The sequence below is a fragment of the Tersicoccus sp. Bi-70 genome (assembly GCF_001968825.1).
Taxonomy (GTDB): domain Bacteria; phylum Actinomycetota; class Actinomycetes; order Actinomycetales; family Micrococcaceae; genus Tersicoccus.
On sequence record NZ_MIEU01000010.1, the window covers coordinates 137,445 to 153,866 of the forward strand.

Consider the following 16,422-nt stretch of genomic DNA (forward strand, 5'->3'; position numbering starts at 1 on the left):
CCACCGACAGAACTGCGCTCAGGGCCGGATGCGGGCCCCGGTCGGGCCGCCGAGGACGCTCAGAGGGTGCCGAGGGCGATCCGCAGCATCCGGCGCAGCGGCTCCGCGGCGCCCCAGAGCAGCTGGTCGCCGACCGTGAACGCGCTGATGTACTCCGGCCCCATGGCGAGCTTGCGGATGCGGCCGACGGGGATGTCCATCGTCCCGGTCACCGCCACCGGGGTCAGCTCGCGGAGGGTGTCCTCCTTGGTGTTGGGCACCACGTGGGCCCACGGGTTGTCCGCGTCGATGATGCGCTCGATCTCGGCGACCGGCAGGTCCTGGGTGAGCTTGAGGGTGATCGCCTGGGAGTGGCAGCGCAGGGTGCCCACGCGCACGCAGAGGCTGTCGAAGGGGATGGCGGTGCTGCCGGGGACCCCGCCGGGCCCGCGCTGCCCGAGGCCGAGGATCTTGTTGGTCTCCGCGCCGGCCTTCCACTCCTCCTTCGACATGCCGTCGCCCAGGTCCGCGTCGATCCAGGGGATCAGCGAGCCGGCCAGCGGCACCCCGAAGCGGGAGGCATCCAAGGCCGGGTCCTGCTGGGTGGCGAGGACCTTGCGGTCGATCTCGAGGATGGCGGACGCCGGGTCCGCGAGCTCGTCCGCGACCGCCCCGTGGATGGCGCCGAACTGGTCGATCAGCTCGCGCATGTGCCGGGCACCGCCGCCGGAGGCGGCCTGGTACGTCATCGCGGTGCCCCACTCGACGAGTCCGGCCTTGAACAGGCCGCCCAGGCCCATCAGCATGCAGGAGACGGTGCAGTTGCCGCCGATGAAGTCCTTGATGCCGCCGGCGAGCGCACGGTCGATCACGGACCGGTTGACGGGGTCGAGGACGATGACCGAGTCCTCCGCCTGCCGCAACGTCGAAGCGGCGTCGATCCACAGCCCGTCCCAGCCCGCGGCCCGCAGCTTCGGGTGCACCTCGGCGGTGTAGTCCCCGCCCTGGGCGGTGACGATGATCGGCAGCTTCGCCAGCGCCGCCAGGTCGTGCGCGTCCTGCAGGGCGGGAGCACCCTCGGCGATCGACGGTGCGGGGCCGCCCGCGTTCGACGTCGAGAAGAACACCGGGTCGATGCCGGCGAAGTCGCCTTCCTCGCGCATCCGCTGCATGAGGACGGAGCCGACCATGCCGCGCCAGCCGACGAAACCGACGGTCGTGGTCGGCGCGTCGGGGGCGGGGCGTGCGGGAGCGACGGCGGGGGAGGTCATGTCCTCCAGTGTAGAGAAACGCGCTCCGCGGGGTCTGCGCGGTGCGTCACGCGCGTGCTCACTCGGGGGAGGACTGCCGCCGGTACCAGGTGAACCGGTAGCGGGTACCACCGGTCGACGTCAGCCACGAACCGTCCGCGGGTTCCCACCGCTCGGCCGTCCAGTCGTCGCCGAGGCGGGGAGCGACGGTGTCGCCGTCGACGGCGAGATCCAGGTCGGTGACGACGGCGAGGTCCGCCAGTTGCTCCGCCTCGGTGAACACCGCGTTGCCGCCGATCACCCACACTCGGTCCGCGCCGGGAGCGCGGGCGGCGTCCTCCAGCGCGGTGTCGAGATCCCGGGCGACGACGGCGCCCTCGGGTGCGACGTCCGGGTTGCGGGTCAGGACGATGTTGGTGCGCTCCGGGAGGGGGCGGAACCGGTCGGGGAAGGACTCCCACGTGGTCCGGCCCATGATCACGGGGTGACCCGTCGTGCTGGTCGTGAAGTGGCGCAGGTCCTCGGGCACGTGCCACGGCATCCCGCCGTCACGGCCGATCACGCCGTCGTGCGCCTGCGCCCAGATCATCCCGACCGGCGGCCGGCCGGCGCCGGACCCGGTGGCCCCGGATCCGGAGGATCCAGCCCCGGTCGTCACTCGGTGACCAGGTCGCCGTACTGCGGGAACCGGCGCAGGTAGTCCTGCACGTAGCTGCACTCGGGCACGATCCGCGCCCCGCGCTCGCGCAGCCGGTCGAGGACGAGGGTCACGAGGGCCCGCGCGTAGCCCTGCCGCCCGTACTGCTCGGCGATGATCGTGTGCTGCAGGACGATCGCGCCGTCCTCGCGGTCGGCGTACCCGACGAAGCCGAGGTACGTCGGGCCCTTGAGGAGGTTGAACCGCCCGCGGTCGTGGTCCTCGTCCAGGGTCAGGTCGTCCCAGGCGGCGTCCAGGGGCGGTGCCGGCGTCGTCGTCATCGTCGTGCCTCCGTTGCGGGTGGTGGAACCGGATCCGGTCTGGGTGTCAGACCGCGATGGGCGCCGTGATGGTGGGGTGGTGCTGGTAGTCGACCACCTCGACGTCCTCGTACTCGTAGTCGAGGATGCTCGCCGGCCGGCGGGTCAGGTGCAGCTGCGGGTAGGGGTAGGGCTCGCGGGTGAGCTGCTCGGTCACCTGGTCGACGTGGTCGTCGTAGATGTGGCAGTCGCCGCCGGTCCAGATGAACTCCCCGGGCAGCAGGTCCGTCTGCTGGGCGACCATGCGGGTGAGCAGGGCGTAGGAGGCGATGTTGAACGGGACGCCGAGGAACATGTCGGCGCTGCGCTGGTACAGCTGGCAGGAGAGCTGCCCCGGGCCCTCGGGCTGCGGCTGGACGTAGAACTGGAAGAAGGCGTGGCACGGGGGCAGCGCCATGTTCTCGATCTCGGCCACGTTCCAGGCGGAGACGATGTGCCGCCGCGAGTCCGGCGTCGTCTTCAGCGACTCGACGACCTGACTGATCTGGTCGATGTGCCGGCCGTCGGGGGTGGGCCACGAGCGCCACTGCACGCCGTACACCGGTCCCAGCTCGCCGTCCTCGTCGGCCCACTCGTTCCAGATCCGCACGCCGCGCTCCTGCAGCCAGCGCACGTTCGACTCGCCGCGCAGGAACCAGAGCAGTTCGAGGGCCACCGACTTGACGTGGACCCGCTTGGTGGTGATCAGCGGGAACGAGTCGGCGAGGTCGAACCGCAGTTGCCGGCCGAACACGCTGCGGGTGCCGGTACCGGTCCGATCGGATTTCGGGGTGCCCTGCTCCAGGACCTCACGCAGCAGATCTTCGTACGGCGTCGGGATGCTCACGACGACCAGTCTAGGACGGTGCGTCGCGCCGACGGTCGACGCCGCTCGGAGCACGGTCCGTACCCGGGATGCGGCGAGAACGCTCAGTCGTCGAACGGCTGGTGACGCTCGAGGGCGACGATGCGGCCCGGCTCGGCCACACTCAGGTGCACCACGAGCACCTCGCCCGGGCTCAGGTACGGATCGGCGTCCGGCAGCTGCCGTGCCAGGTCCGCCGGCGCGTGCGCGGCGAGGACCTCGAGCACCACCGGCAGCACCGGCCGGTGCGTGCACACGGCCATCGGCCGGGTCTTCTCCAGCACCTTCTCGATCGCGGCCGCGGCCCGACGGGGCTTGCGCCGGGCGTTCGCCTCGGTGAGGGCCGACTCCGTGCTGACCTTGACGTCGTGCGCCTTCGCGTAGGGCGAGATCGTCTGGGTGCAGCGCAGCCAGGGGCTCGTGACGATCCGGCGCGGGCGCCACGCGATGAGCAGGTCGGCGAGCGCGTGCGCCTGGCGGCGGCCGGTCGCGGCGAGCGGGCGCTGCCCCTCGGCATGGGTCCAGCCGGAACGGGGCTTGGCCTTGGCGTGGCGGATGACGAGGACCTCGCGGGTCTGCAGCGTGCCCGCCGCGTGCGCCGCGAGCAGCGCCTCGAGCGGTTCCCGGTCCGTCGGGTTGGTCAGCAGCTTCGCGGCCGCGGCCGGGGCGGCCCAGCGCACCCGGTCCACCTCCTTGCCGTCCGGCTCGGCGACGGTCGCGGCGTGCAGCTGCGCCGCCCAGTAGGAAACGTCCTTGCGGCCGGCGGAAACGGGATAGGTGGCGGTGGGCAGCGGGATGCCCAGGGTGATCCGCACCCCGGCCTCCTCCTCCACCTCGCGGACCGCGGTCTCGGGCAGCGTCTCGCCGTGGTCCTGCTTGCCCTTCGGCCAGGACCAGTCGTCGTAGCGGGGCCGGTGGATGAGCAGCACCTCCAGCTCCCCTCCGCGCAGCCGCCAGCACAGGGCGCCCGCAGCGAGAACGACGCCGTGGCGGGAACCGGCGTCAGGCACCGGGGCGCCTCGGGTGGGGAGCTGTCTCGCGGGGATCGACGGTGGAACTCATCGGATCGACGCCGCCCGCGGGTGCGCCCGCATCTCCAGCAGCATGGACTGGATGTCGGTCAGCGCGGTGCCGTCCGCGGCGCGGGAGTGGCGCGCCCACTCGCCGTCGCTGTCCAGGTGCCAGCTCGAGGTGCCCTCGTCGATGTAGCGGTCGAGCAGGGTGGTGACGTCGCGGACCTGGGTGGGGGACTTCAGCTGCACGAGGGCCTCGACGCGGCGGTCCAGGTTGCGGTGCATCATGTCGGCGGACCCGATGTAGACGACCGGGTTGCCGCCGTTGGCGAAGGCGAAGACCCGGGAGTGCTCGAGGAACCGGCCGAGGATCGAGCGCACCGTGATGTTCTCGCTCAGACCCGGCACACCGGGACGCAGGGAGCAGATGCCGCGGACGATGACGTCGACGACGACCCCGGCCTGCGAGGCCCGGTACAGCGCGTCGATGATCGCCTCGTCCACCATCGAGTTGACCTTGATCTGGATCCGCGCGGCCAGCCCGGCCCGCCGGTTCGTGATCTCCTTCTCGATCCGGTCGATCAGCCCGGAGCGCAGGGACCGCGGGGCGACCAGCAGCCGCTTGAACGTCGAGCGGGGCGCGTAGCCGGAGAGCTGGTTGAACAGCCGGGACAGGTCCTCGCCGACCTGCGGGTCGGAGGTCAGCAGGCCCATGTCCTCGTAGTAGCGGGCCGTGGACGGGTGGTAGTTGCCGGTGCCGATGTGGCAGTACCGGCGCAGCCCGTCGCTCTCCTGCCGCACCACGAGGGAGAGCTTGCAGTGGGTCTTCAGGCCGACGATGCCGTAGACGACGTGCACGCCCGCCTGCTCGAGCTTGCGGGCCCACGAGATGTTCGCCTGCTCGTCGAACCGGGCCTTGATCTCCACCAGGGCCAGGACCTGCTTGCCGGCCTCCGCGGCGTCCACGAGGGCGTCGACGATCGGGGAGTCGCCCGACGTGCGATACAGGGTCTGCTTGATGGCCTGCACCCGCTTGTCCGCGGCCGCCTGCTCGAGGAACGCCTGCACGCTGGTGGAGAACGAGTCGTAGGGGTGGTGCAGCAGGATGTCGCGCCGGCGCATCGCGGCGAACACGTTGGCTGCCTTCGCCGTCTCGCTCTCGTTCAGGTCCCGGTTGGTGTGGGGGACGGCCTTCGGGTAGTGCAGGTCGGACCGGTCGATCTTCGCGATCACGCCGAGGCCGCGCAGGTCCAGCAGCCCGGACAGGGCGTACACCTCGTGCTCCTCGACGCCGAGCTCGCGCTCGAGCAGCCGGCGCACACTCGGGTTGATGTCGGTGCGCACCTCCAGGCGCACCGGCGGGCCGAACCGGCGGCGCAGCAGTTCCTTCTCCAGGGCCTGCAGGAGGTTCTCGGCGTCGTCCTCCTCCACCTCGAGATCCTCGTTGCGGGTCACCCGGAACGTGTGCTTCTCGAGCACCTCCATCCCCGGGAACAGTTCCCCCAGGTGCTCGGCGATGACGTCCTCGAGCGGGATGAACCGCGCGGTGCGGCCCGGCGCGTGACCGGCCCGCGGCCCGTCGACGGAGATCAGCCGGGGCAGTTGATCCGGCACCTTGAGCCGGGCGAAGAGGTCCTTGCCCGTCAGCGGGTTGCGCACGATGACGGCGAGGTTGAGCGAGAGCCCGGAGATGTAGGGGAACGGGTGCGCCGGGTCCACCGCGAGCGGGGTCAGGATGGGGAACACCTTCTGGACGAAGAAGTCCGTGAGCCGGGCCTGTTCGACGTCGTTCAGCTCGTCCCACGAGGTCAACAGGATGGACTCCTGCTCGAGGGCGGGCTGGATCTGGTCGGTGAAGACGGCGGCGTGGCGCTGCATCAGCTCGTGCGCCTTCTCGGAGATCTGGTCGAGCACCTCCAGCGGGCTCAGGCCCGCGGGGGAGGGCACCGCCAGGCCGGCGGCGATCCGGCGCTTCAGCCCGGCCACCCGCACCATGAAGAACTCGTCGAGGTTGGACGCGAAGATCGAGAGGAAGGTGACCCGCTCGAGCAGGAACAGGCTGGGATCCTCGGCGAGCTCGAGCACGCGCGCGTTGAACGCCAGCCAGCTCAGCTCGCGGTCCAGGAACCGCTCCGGCCCGACGTCACCGGCCGGGACGAGCGTGGGCGCGAACTCGGGGATGTCGATGCGGTCCTGCGTCGCGCGCGCTGCGGCCACCTCGGAGAAGTCGAACGGGGCGACGCCGTCCACCGCCACGGTGGTGTCCGCCTGGGCCGTGCCGTCCACCTGCGCCGTGCCGTCGACCGATGACTGCTGTTCCATGAGCTTCCTGTCGCAGGGGGATCCGGGATCGATTCCAGATTACTGTCTGCCACCGGGGGCGACGGCCGGGGCGTACTGGACGTCCACGTCGGCGCGGGTGAAGCCCATCCCGGTGTAGAGCCGGACCGCCGCGGTGTTGTCGGCGTCGACGTACAGGGTGACGGTCGCGACACCGCGGTCGCGCAGGTGCGCGAGGCCGACCGCGGTGAGCACCCGGCCGAGGCCGAGCCCCTGCGCCTGCGGGTGGACGCCGAGGACGTACACCTCGCCCTCGCCCGGCTCGGCGGGGTCGATCTTGGTCCAGTGGAACCCGAGCAGCGCGCCGTCGGACCCCTCGGTGTCGCGCTCGGCGAGGAACAGCCCGGCGGCGTCGAACCACGGCTGCGCCATCAGGTCGGTCAGGTCGGTCGCACTCAGGGACCCCTGCTCGGGGTGGTGGGCGAAGGCGGCGCGATTGAGTTCGAGCAGGGCGTTCTCGTCGCCGGGCCGGAAGGAGCGCAGCCGGACGCCCTCGGGCGGGGCGATCTCCGCGGGGTCCGGGACGACGTCGCCCACCGGTGCGCTCATCCGCCACAGTTCACGCACGACGGCGTAGCCGTGCTCCGCGGCCAGCACCCGGCCGGCGGGGTGGTCCCCGTGCGACCAGGCCCGCACGTCCGCACCCGCGTTCTCGGCCTCGCCGGGCAGATCGGGCAGATCGGCCGCGGCGCGCAGCAGGGCCGAACCGGCGCCGTCGCGGCGGCGCGCGGGGTCGACCACCAGTTCGAGCAGGGGAGCACCGTCCCTGTCGGCGACGAGCACGGCCGCCCCGGCGAGGGTGGTCGTGCTCGCGTCGGCGTCCTGCGGACGGCCCGCCTCGCCGGCCGTCCCGTCGTCGTCGGAGGCCAGCAGGGTCGTGACCCGGCGGCCGTCCCCGTCGCCGGCCCGCAGGCTGACCAGCGTCTGGTCGGAGAACGGCGGATGGCCGTCCGCGGCGCGGGCCGCGCCGGCGAGACGCCCCAGCTGCTCGAGCTGCGCGTCGGTGGGACGGGACCGGACGATGTCGAGGTGCCAGCGGGTGCTCATGCCCTCCTGCCTAGGCGATCCGCGCGCCGGGCGCAACCGGCGCGTGCGCCTGCCTGGGCGGCGCTGGTCGCGCCGAGGGTGGACTCCGGTCACGGTTTGCGCCGGTCGGCGGGGGTGGGCTAGGGTCGGGAACCGTTCCCGTCATGGGACGAGGGGGATGCACCAGTGGGGTGCCCTCGATACGTTCGACCCGTATGTCCTCCACCAGTACCGAGCATCAGACGACGAAGGGCCCGACCATCCGGTCGGGCCCTTCGTCGTCTCCGTCGCTGATCCGGCGTCAGACGTCGGCGCCCTCCAGGGCGTCCTCGTCCATCCGGGTGGGCGCGAACCGGTAGCCGACGTTGCGCACGGTGCCGATCAGCGTCTCGTGATCGGGGCCGAGCTTGGCGCGCAGCCGCCGCACGTGCACGTCCACCGTGCGGGTGCCGCCGTAGTAGTCGTAGCCCCACACCTCGTGCAGCAGCTGGCTGCGGGTGAAGACCCGGCCCGGGTGCTGGGCGAGGTACTTGAGGAGCTCGAACTCCTTGTAGGTCAGGTTCAGGATCTCGCCGGAGACCCGGGCGGTGTAGCTCGCCTCGTCGATGACGACGCCACCGGCGCGGATCTCCCCGGTGTCCTCGGTCGCGGCGTCGGTCCGGGTGACGGCCAGGCGCAGCCGGGCTTCCACCTCGGCGGGTCCGGCCGAGTCGAGGACGACGTCGTCGGCCTGCCACGCGGTCGAGACCGCGGCCATGCCACCCTCCGTCAGGACCAGCATGAGGGGAGCGCTCAGGCCGGTGGCCTTGAGCAGCTGGGCGAGCGCGCGGGCGCCGACCAGGTCGCGGCGGGCGTCGAGCAGGACGACGTCGCACGGCTCCGTCTCGAGGAGGGCGGTCGGCTCGGCCGGGAGGATGTGCACCCGGTGGTTGAGCAGCTCGAGGGCCGGCAACACGTCCACGGAGGACCCGGTGCTGTTGGTGAGGAGCAGGAGGTGCGACATTTCTGCCTCCGTCGGTCGAGGTCTCACGCGCGCATCGTCGGACACGTCGGTCATCGGCGCCGAACCTCCGCGCGGGAGGCCAGGACCCCCTCAGTATACGAGGCGCCTCGTATGGGGGCCCGGCACCGTGACGCACGCGATGCGCTCGCGGCGGTGAGGGAGCCGGCGTCCCGTGCGCCGAGGTCGGGTCACCGAATCCGCCTCCGGGCTGGGAGGATGAGGGGGTGAGGCTGAACATCGTCTGCGCCGCCGCTCTGTTGACCCTGCTCGGGCTCGTCGCGGCCGCCGCTCTGGGCGTCGGGGCGCTGGTGGTGTTCGTCGCCGTCGCCGCGGTCGTCACCGGCGTCGGCTGGGTGCGCCTGCAGGGCCTGACCGCCGCCCGCGCCCACAGCGTGGTGATCGCGGTCGTGGGGATCGTCTCCGTCCTGACCGCTGCCCGCCTGCCCGGCGCCTTCCTGACCTGGACCGGGCTGATCGCCGCCGTCGGCGTCATCGCCGTGTTCCTGATCGAGCTGGTGCGGGGCACGGGCGCCGAGCGGCGGCTCGAGTCGTTGGTGGCCTCCTCCTCCGGCGTGGTGCTGACGGCCCTCGGCTCGGGCTGGGTGGGTTCGCTCCGGGTGGCCACGGACGCCCACGTCGCCCTGATCGGCACGACCGCCGTCGCGGCCATGGTCGCCGTGGTGATGGCGGCCGTCCCGTGGCCGGACCGCGTCATCGACCCGCTGTGCGTCCTCGTGGCCACGGCCGTCGCCCCGCTGCTCGCCCTCCTGCTGCACGAGCCGAGCGCCGGCGTCGCCACGGTGCTCGGCGCCGTCGCCGGTCTGGTGGTGGCGACCTTCCGCCGCATGGTGCTCGCCGACGGCGGGCCCCGCACCAGGCTGGGCGCCGTGGCCGTCGGGGTCGGCCCGGTGCTCGCGGCCGGCTCGGCCGTCTACGGGGCCCAGCTGCTGCTCGCCGCGTGACCCGCGCACGCGTGTCGGGCCGTCATCGACGACGGGTCGCGCCCGCGCCGCGTGTACCCTGACAGCATGTCGATTGTTGCCCTCGAGATCTTCTATCTGGTGCTGCTGGCCATCGCCAGCCTGGCCATGGCATGGTTCGCCGGATTCGTCGTCTGGCGGCTCTTCAAGGGCCAGCAGTAGCCTGAGTCGATGCCGTTCGAACTGCCCACGGACCTCACTCCCGAACTCGTCCCGCTCTCCTGGCTGATCGGCCACTGGGAGGGGACGGGCGTCCTCGGGTACGCGGACGAGGAGAGCCTGCAGTTCGAGCAGCACATCACGTTCTCCCAGAACGGCCTGCCCTACCTGATCTACACCAGTGAGTCCTGGCTCATCGACGAAGACGGTCAGCGGCTGCGCCCGCTGACGATGGAGACGGGCATCTGGCAGCTCGACCGCCCCCAGAACGACGCCGATTCCGGCCCGGGCATGCTGCCGGCGGACATCGTGCCGGCCCTGCGCACCGCCGACGACGTCGAGAAGCTGCGCAACGGCGACGGCGGTTTCGACATCGTCGCCACCCTCGTCCATCCGGGCGGGGTGAGCGAGCTCTACGTGGGCCAGATCAAGGGCCCCCGCATCGACCTGAGCACCGACGCGGTGATGCGGGCGCCCGGCGCCAAGGACTACCGCGCGGCCACCCGGATGTACGGGCTCGTCGAGGGCGACCTGCTCTGGGCCTGGGACATCGCCGCTGCCGGACGGGCCCTGCAGTCCCACGCCTCCGGCCGCCTGCACCGCGCCTGACCCGCCCGCACCCACCGATGCCGGTCGCTGCCGGGAATGCGGGCGCGCGCCGCGGCCGTTGAGGAGAACATGAGTCCCACCAGCCCCCTGCTCTCCCGCCACGGTGCCGTCCCCGACGAGGGGGCCGACGCCGGCATCGCCGCCCACTACGGCGATCCCGCCCAGGAGCAGCGCGCCCTGACCCGCGGCCGTGCGGTGGTGGACCTGAGCAATCGCGGCGTCGTGACCGTCACCGGCCCGGACCGGCTCAGCTGGCTCCACACCCTCTCCTCCCAGCAGCTGACGGGTCTGCCGGCCGGGGTGACGACGGAGACCCTGCTGCTGAGCGTGCAGGGGCGCATCGAATTCGATCTGCTCGTCACCGACGACGGCGAGCGCACGTGGCTGCTCACCGACGTCGGACAGCACGAGGACCTGGCCCGCTGGCTCGACTCCATGCGCTTCATGCTGCGGGTCGAGGTCGCCGACGTCACCGACGCGTGGGCCGCCGTCGGCGCCGCGCTCGACGTCGAGGACACGCCGGCTCCCCTGCGGGACGCACTGACCCACTTCGCCGACCCGTGGCCGCGGCTCGGCCCGGGCGGTTTCGCCTACACGGTCGGCGAGGATCACCCCGCCGCCACGTGGCACTGGTCGGTCTTCCTGGTCCCGCGCGAGGACCTCGAGCGCACGGTCGACGCCCTCGCCGAGACCGGCGTCGGCCTGGCCGGGCACAGCGCCGCGGAGGCGCTGCGGGTCGCCGCGTGGCGTCCCCGGTACGCCCGGGACGTCGACGAGAAGACCATCCCGCACGAACTGGACCTGATCCGCACCGGCGTCCACCTGGCGAAGGGCTGCTACAAGGGGCAGGAGACCGTCGCCCGCGTGCACAACCTCGGCCACCCGCCGCGGCGGCTCGTGTTCCTGCACCTGGACGGCTCCGAGCACACGCTGCCGGCGGCCGGGTCCGAGGTGCGCTCCGGGGAGCGCGCCGTCGGGCGTGTCACCTCGGTCGCCCAGCACGGCGAGATGGGCCCGATCGCGCTGGCCGTGATCAAGCGGTCGGTCGACCCGGAGGCCACGCTCGTCGTCGTCGACGGCGACAGCAGGTACGCGGCCGCGCAGGAGATCATCGTCGCGCCCGACGCCGGCCAGGTGGTCGGCCGTCCGGCGGGTCTGCTCAACACGCGCCGCGGCTGACGCCGGAACCCGGGTCGGCGCGGCCGACCCGGTAGCCCGACCGGGTCAGCCGAAGAGCAGGGCGGCCTCGTCGTAGCGCGACTGCGGCACCACGCGCAGGTCGCCGATGGCGTCCGCGAACGGCACCTGCACGATGTCGGTGCCGTCGAGGGAGACCATGTGCCCCCACCGCTCCTGGAGGACGAGGTCGATGACGGCCATGCCGAACCGGGTGGCGAGCACGCGGTCGTAGCTGGTGGGCGTGCCTCCGCGCTGCATGTGGCCGAGGATCGTGTTGCGGCTCTCGATCCCGGTGATCCGCTCGATCTCGCCGGTCACCCACTCGCCGATCCCGCCCAGGCGGGGACGGCCGAAGGCGTCCAGGCCCTTGTCGGAGTAGGCCTCCTGGTAGCCGGCGGGGATGAAGCCCTCCGCAACCACCACGAGGGGCGCGCGGCCACGGTCGAATGCCTCCTGCACCCATCCGGTCACCCGCTCCATGTCCAGGCTCTGCTCGGGGATGAGGATGGCGTGCGCGCCCGAGGCGACGCCGGAGTGCAGGGCGATCCAGCCGGCGTGCCGGCCCATCACCTCGGCCACCATGCAGCGGGAGTGGGACTCGCCGGTGGTCCGCAGCCGGTCCATGGCGTCGGTCGCGATCTGGACCGCGGTGTCGAAGCCGAACGTGTAGTCCGTCGCGTTCAGGTCGTTGTCGATGGTCTTCGGCACGCCGACCACCGGGATGCCCTCGTTGGCCAGCCGGTTCGCGGCGGCCAGGGTGCCCTCGCCGCCGATCGCCACGATCGCGTCGATGCCGTTGCGCTCGAGCATGGCGGCGATCTTCTCCGGACCGCCACCGTCCCCCTCGTAGGGGTTCGTGCGGGAGGTCCCGATGATGGTGCCGCCCTGCTTCGAGATGCCCCGCACCTTGGAGCGGGGGATGGGGATGATGTCCTCCTGGACCACACCGCGCCACCCGTCCCGGAAGCCGACGAACTCGTGGTCACCGATCTCGATGCCCTTGAGCACCATCCCGCGGATCACCGCGTTCAGGCCGGGGCAGTCGCCGCCGCTGGTGAGCATGCCGATCTTCATCTGGTGGTCTCCTCGTTCAGGAACGGTGCCGTGGTGCGGGTGGGGACGGGTCAGCGCTGGAGGGAGCGCTGCAGCGGGATGACGCCCTGCTCGTCCGGCAGCAGGACCCAGCCGATCAGGTAGACGACGATGCCAGAACCGGGCAGCAGGAGGCTGAGCACGAAGATCAGCCGCACCAGCCAGGGGCTGACGCCGAAGCGATCCGCGATACCGCCGCAGACGCCGGCGAGCATCCGGTGCGGCCCGCGCCGCACGCCGAGCGAGCGGATGGCGGTGAAGAAGGAGTTCATGGTGGTCAGCCTGCCATCTTCGCCACGGGGTCGCCACCGGCCCGTCTGCCGGGAGGACCGGCGTGCATCCGCGTCATCCCGGGCATCACGGTCGGTGGTCGGTCAGTGGTCGGTCACGCGCCGAGCAGGCGCTGCACCCGGCCGACACCCTCGAGCAGGTCGTCCTCGCCGAGGGCGTAGGACAGGCGCAGGAAGCCCGAGGGGCCGAACGCCTCGCCGGGCACGACGGCCACCTCCGCCTCCTCGAGGATGAAGGTGGCCAGCTCCGCGCTGGTGGACAGTGTGCGACCCTTCACCGGCCGCTGCAGCAGCGGGCGCACGTCGGCGTACGCGTAGAAGGCTCCGGTCGGCATCGGGCACTCGACGCCGTCGATCGCATTGAGGCCCTCGACGATCAGCTTCCGCCGCCGGTCGAAGGACTCCCGCATGCGGTGGACGGCGTCCAGCGGTCCGGCGACGGCGGCAAGAGCCGCGCGCTGGGAGACGTTGGCGACGTTGGACGTCGCGTGGGACTGCAGGTTCGTCGCCGCCTTGACCACGTCCGGGGCGGCGATCATCCAGCCGACCCGCCAGCCCGTCATCGCGTAGGTCTTGGCCACGCCGTTGAGGATGACGACGCGGTCGCCGAGCTCCGGTGCCGCGGTGGCGATCGAGGTGAACGGCACGCCGTCGTAGGTCAGGTGCTCGTAGATCTCGTCGGTGACCACCCAGAGGCCCTTCGACGCGGCCCACGCGCCGATCTGCGCGGTCTGCTCGGGGGAGTAGACGGCACCCGTCGGGTTGGAGGGGGAGACGAAGAGCAGCACCTTGGTGCGCTCGGTCAGGGCCGCCTCGAGCTGGTCGACGGTGACCAGGTAGCCCTGCTCGGGGCCGGCGAACACCTCGACGGGGACGCCCCCGGCGAGGCGGATGGCCTCGGGGTACGTGGTCCAGTACGGGGTGGGCATGAGCACCTCGTCGCCCGGATCCAGCAGCGTGGCGAACGACTCGTAGACGGCCTGCTTCCCGCCGTTGGTCACCAGCACCTGCGCGGGGTCGACGGTGTACCCGGAGTCGCGCTGCGTCTTCTCCGCGATCGCGGTCTTCAGCTCCGGCAGGCCCCCGGCGGGGGAGTACCGGTGATTGCGGGGATCCCGCGCCGCCTCGACCGCCGCCTCCACGATGTAGTCCGGCGTCGGGAAGTCCGGTTCCCCGGCGCCGAACCCGATCACGGGCCGGCCCTGCGCCTTGAGGGCCTTCGCGCGGGCGTCCACCGCGAGGGTGGCCGACTCGGCGATCGATCCGACACGCTGGGAGATGCGGGCTGGGCTCATGACGTCCTTCGTTGCGGGCGGGGGTGGTGACAAGTCTAGGCGGGGTCTCCGTTCGTGACGTCGGGTGCTGGGAGTCCTGGTTTCGACCGCGTGTGGCGGGGTTGCGTTCGCTTCGGTGCGTTAGGTGCGTTCCGTCGTGTTGCGTCGGTCGGGTTGCATTCGGTCGGGTTGCGTTCGGTCGGTACGGCACCGGGCACGGGGACTGGATCTCCCTGCGCTCGCAGAGCTCGCTCCGGTCGACACGTCCCCTTTCGCCCGGCACCGTGCCGACCTCGGATCGTCGGTTCCGCCGGATCGGTATTGCTGTTGGTGGGGGGCGGTCGGTGTCACGAGCGGGGGGAGGGGGAGGGGGGGTGGCGGATTGCGCAGGGTCAGCGCTGACTTCACACGACGACCGGACGACGGAGGGCCCCGCCTTCGTGGCGGGGCCGTCCGTCGTTCGTTCGGTTCTGTGGTGGGTCAGACGGAGAGTTTGTCGATGCTGCTCGTCTGCGGGTGGTGGACCGGGGCGCCGAGGTCCTTCAGCGGGGTCCGGAAGGTCTCCCGGGCCCAGAGGGCACCGGTGGCGGCGAGGATCGAGGAGGCCGCCACGATCCACGCGGCCGGGCCCCAGTTGGCCTTGTCGGCTCCGCGCAGGGCCTCGCCCAGCAGCGGGGTGAAGCCCGCGCACAGGATCCCGATCTGCAGGCCGATGGCCACCCCCGAGTAGCGCACCCGGACGTTGAACAGCTCGGGGAACCAGGCCGGGTAGATGGCGTTGGACATCGCGTAGGTGCCGGCCGTGATGAGCGTGCTGGTGATGAAGACGAGGGCGATGTTCTGCGTCGAGATCGACCAGAAGTAGATGAAGATCATGATCCCGGAGCCGATGACGCCCGAGACGAAGAGCGGCTTGCGGCCGATCCGGTCGGAGAACGAGGCCATGAGCGGCTGCGAGAAGATCGCCAGGGCGTTGCCCACGACGCTCACCCACAGCATCGTCGTCGCCGGGATGCCGACCACCACGGCGTAGGCGAGCCCGAAGGACTGCATGAAGGTGTTGGTCACCGTCTCGAAGGACATGAGCACGGTCTGCACGAACTGCTTCGGGTGGGTGCGCAGCATCTCCGTGAGCGGGAGCTTGACCAGATCAGCGTGCTCCGCCTTCTCCTCGAACACCTCGGGCTCCTCCAGCGTGCGGCGCACGAGGAAGGCGACGACGACCACCACCAGTGAGAGCCAGAACGGGATCCGCCAGCCCCACGTCAGCAACTGGTCCTGCGGCAGGGCGGCGATCGGCAGGAACACCAGCGAGGCGAGGACGATGCCGCCCGAGATGCCGCTCATGGTGAAGCTGGGGAAGAAGCCGCGCCGTCCGACGGGCGACTCCTCCATCGTCAGCGACGCCGCGCCGGCGGTCTCCCCACCCGCGGAGAGACCCTGCAGCACGCGCAGCAGGACGAGCAGCACCGGAGCGAGGTAGCCGGCGGCCCCGAAGGTGGGCAGGAAGCCGATGAGGAAGGTCGCGGCTCCCATCAGCAGGATGGTGAGCACCAGGGTGTTCTTCCGCCCGATCTTGTCGCCGAGGTGACCGAACACGATGGCGCCGACGGGACGGAAGACGTACGCCACGCCGAGCGTCGCGAAGGCCTGGATCTGGCCGACGACGGGGTCGCCGGCGGGGAAGAAGATCTTCGAGAACACCAGCGACGCGGCGGTGGTGTAGATGAAGAAGTCGTAGTACTCGAGCGTGCCACCGAGGAAGGCGGCCGTGGCGGCCTTCTTCGCGCGCTGCAGGCGGCGGGCCTGCTCGTCGGGCGTGACGCCCTCTTCGCGGGGCGACAGGGGGGTGGTCTCGTGGGAGGTCATCGGAGGTCTCCATCTCGACGGGCTGGGGACGCGGGCGGTGCCGGAGGCCGGGCGGCCGACCGTGGGGGGACCGGGGACGGTGGCCGATCCGGTGACGATCACCGGGACGGGGTCCGTGGACGCCGTTGGTGTTCGTATGGCGAACAAGTGTTCGCTACGTGAATGCGACCACGGTACACCGGCTGTGATCCAGGGCACAAGGGGGCCGGGCGACGTCGACATCGGCGTGCATCGGGAGGCGTCGGTTCGACGTTCGCGCTCGACATGCGTAGACTGTCATTTTGGTGTTCGCCCGAAGCTCGACTGCGCCCTCATGCAGGGTCAGGATCAGCCCCGGAAGCGGAACATCGAAGGGTAGTGGCGCAATTGGTAGCGCAGCGGTCTCCAAAACCGCAGGTTGCAGGTTCGAGTCCTGTCTGCCCTGCGCACTGGCTGGTGAACAGCCGGCATCGCGGCGCGGCGGTCGTGTGACCGTCGGCGAACTCGACGAACGGCAAG

General features: G+C 71.5%; 15 protein-coding genes and 1 tRNA gene. 4 read left to right on the forward strand and 12 right to left on the reverse strand.

Annotation, left to right across the window (positions count from 1 at the left end):
- Positions 1-59: 59 nt before the first annotated feature.
- The 8 genes from asd to BGP79_RS04595 form a co-directional block, all read right to left on the reverse strand.
- Positions 60-1,250: an aspartate-semialdehyde dehydrogenase gene (asd, locus tag BGP79_RS04560; RefSeq protein ID WP_076693475.1), complete on the reverse strand. Its 1,191-nt coding sequence runs from the start codon at positions 1,248-1,250 to the stop codon at positions 60-62.
- A 58-nt stretch (positions 1,251-1,308) separates the two neighbouring features.
- Entirely contained in the window at positions 1,309-1,887 is a 579-nt protein-coding gene (locus BGP79_RS04565; protein ID WP_233121120.1) for a dihydrofolate reductase, read from the reverse strand.
- Positions 1,884-2,207, reverse strand: coding sequence for a GNAT family N-acetyltransferase (locus tag BGP79_RS04570; RefSeq protein WP_076693476.1), 324 nt, complete (start codon positions 2,205-2,207; stop codon positions 1,884-1,886). The genes BGP79_RS04565 and BGP79_RS04570 overlap by 4 nt, the downstream gene beginning before the upstream one ends.
- A 46-nt stretch (positions 2,208-2,253) precedes the next feature.
- Entirely contained in the window at positions 2,254-3,072 is an 819-nt protein-coding gene (locus BGP79_RS04575) for a thymidylate synthase (protein WP_076693477.1), read from the reverse strand.
- Positions 3,073-3,155: 83 nt separating this feature from the next.
- Positions 3,156-4,100 (reverse strand): NUDIX hydrolase, encoded by a 945-nt coding sequence (locus tag BGP79_RS04580; RefSeq protein ID WP_076693478.1) that lies wholly within the window; start codon positions 4,098-4,100, stop codon positions 3,156-3,158.
- Between the two features lie 48 nt (positions 4,101-4,148).
- On the reverse strand, positions 4,149-6,425 hold the full coding sequence (locus tag BGP79_RS04585) for an RNA degradosome polyphosphate kinase (RefSeq protein ID WP_076693479.1): 2,277 nt from the start codon (positions 6,423-6,425) through the stop codon (positions 4,149-4,151).
- Positions 6,426-6,464: 39 nt separating this feature from the next.
- Positions 6,465-7,490, reverse strand: a complete 1,026-nt coding sequence (gene mshD / locus BGP79_RS04590; RefSeq protein WP_076693480.1) for a mycothiol synthase — start codon at positions 7,488-7,490, stop codon at positions 6,465-6,467.
- 280 nt (positions 7,491-7,770) lie between these two features.
- Positions 7,771-8,472: a response regulator transcription factor gene (locus tag BGP79_RS04595; RefSeq protein ID WP_076693481.1), complete on the reverse strand. Its 702-nt coding sequence runs from the start codon at positions 8,470-8,472 to the stop codon at positions 7,771-7,773.
- A gap of 224 nt (positions 8,473-8,696) precedes the next feature.
- Between BGP79_RS04595 and BGP79_RS04600 the strand changes: the two genes are divergently transcribed.
- The 3 genes from BGP79_RS04600 to BGP79_RS04610 all read left to right on the forward strand — a co-directional run bounded on the left by BGP79_RS04600 (position 8,697) and on the right by BGP79_RS04610 (position 11,399).
- The gene (locus tag BGP79_RS04600) at positions 8,697-9,434 is read left to right on the forward strand and encodes a hypothetical protein (protein WP_083701573.1); all 738 of its coding nucleotides are present in this window, start codon (positions 8,697-8,699) and stop codon (positions 9,432-9,434) included.
- 189 nt (positions 9,435-9,623) lie between these two features.
- Positions 9,624-10,220 carry an FABP family protein gene (locus BGP79_RS04605; protein WP_076693482.1) on the forward strand — a complete coding sequence of 199 codons (597 nt, stop codon included), beginning with the start codon at positions 9,624-9,626 and terminating at the stop codon, positions 10,218-10,220.
- Between the two features lie 69 nt (positions 10,221-10,289).
- Positions 10,290-11,399 carry a folate-binding protein YgfZ gene (locus BGP79_RS04610; protein WP_076693483.1) on the forward strand — a complete coding sequence of 370 codons (1,110 nt, stop codon included), beginning with the start codon at positions 10,290-10,292 and terminating at the stop codon, positions 11,397-11,399.
- 45 nt (positions 11,400-11,444) lie between these two features.
- On the opposite strand, the gene BGP79_RS04615 is transcribed toward BGP79_RS04610, so the two are convergent.
- The 4 genes from BGP79_RS04615 to BGP79_RS04630 all read right to left on the reverse strand — a co-directional run bounded on the left by BGP79_RS04615 (position 11,445) and on the right by BGP79_RS04630 (position 15,924).
- Positions 11,445-12,473 (reverse strand): 6-phosphofructokinase, encoded by a 1,029-nt coding sequence (locus tag BGP79_RS04615; protein WP_076693484.1) that lies wholly within the window; start codon positions 12,471-12,473, stop codon positions 11,445-11,447.
- 50 nt (positions 12,474-12,523) lie between these two features.
- Positions 12,524-12,763, reverse strand: a complete 240-nt coding sequence (locus tag BGP79_RS04620) for a PspC domain-containing protein (RefSeq protein WP_076693485.1) — start codon at positions 12,761-12,763, stop codon at positions 12,524-12,526.
- A 113-nt stretch (positions 12,764-12,876) separates the two neighbouring features.
- The gene (locus BGP79_RS04625; RefSeq protein WP_076693486.1) at positions 12,877-14,076 is read right to left on the reverse strand and encodes a pyridoxal phosphate-dependent aminotransferase; all 1,200 of its coding nucleotides are present in this window, start codon (positions 14,074-14,076) and stop codon (positions 12,877-12,879) included.
- Positions 14,077-14,535: 459 nt separating this feature from the next.
- The gene (locus tag BGP79_RS04630; RefSeq protein ID WP_076693487.1) at positions 14,536-15,924 is read right to left on the reverse strand and encodes an MFS transporter; all 1,389 of its coding nucleotides are present in this window, start codon (positions 15,922-15,924) and stop codon (positions 14,536-14,538) included.
- 351 nt (positions 15,925-16,275) lie between these two features.
- Between BGP79_RS04630 and BGP79_RS04635 the strand changes: the two genes are divergently transcribed.
- A tRNA-Trp gene (locus BGP79_RS04635) sits at positions 16,276-16,348 on the forward strand.
- Positions 16,349-16,422 lie beyond the last annotated feature (74 nt).

Coding starts and splice junctions, on each gene's coding strand:
- asd (WP_076693475.1), bottom strand. CDS start 1,250: ATGACCTCCCCCGCCGTCGCTCCCGCACGCCCCGCCCCCGACGCGCCG.
- BGP79_RS04570 (WP_076693476.1), bottom strand. CDS start 2,207: ATGACGACGACGCCGGCACCGCCCCTGGACGCCGCCTGGGACGACCTG.
- BGP79_RS04585 (WP_076693479.1), bottom strand. CDS start 6,425: ATGGAACAGCAGTCATCGGTCGACGGCACGGCGCAGGTGGACGGCACG.
- mshD (WP_076693480.1), bottom strand. CDS start 7,490: ATGAGCACCCGCTGGCACCTCGACATCGTCCGGTCCCGTCCCACCGAC.
- BGP79_RS04595 (WP_076693481.1), bottom strand. CDS start 8,472: ATGTCGCACCTCCTGCTCCTCACCAACAGCACCGGGTCCTCCGTGGAC.
- BGP79_RS04605 (WP_076693482.1), top strand. CDS start 9,624: ATGCCGTTCGAACTGCCCACGGACCTCACTCCCGAACTCGTCCCGCTC.
- BGP79_RS04610 (WP_076693483.1), top strand. CDS start 10,290: ATGAGTCCCACCAGCCCCCTGCTCTCCCGCCACGGTGCCGTCCCCGAC.
- BGP79_RS04615 (WP_076693484.1), bottom strand. CDS start 12,473: ATGAAGATCGGCATGCTCACCAGCGGCGGCGACTGCCCCGGCCTGAAC.
- BGP79_RS04620 (WP_076693485.1), bottom strand. CDS start 12,763: ATGAACTCCTTCTTCACCGCCATCCGCTCGCTCGGCGTGCGGCGCGGG.
- BGP79_RS04625 (WP_076693486.1), bottom strand. CDS start 14,076: ATGAGCCCAGCCCGCATCTCCCAGCGTGTCGGATCGATCGCCGAGTCG.
- BGP79_RS04630 (WP_076693487.1), bottom strand. CDS start 15,924: ATGACCTCCCACGAGACCACCCCCCTGTCGCCCCGCGAAGAGGGCGTC.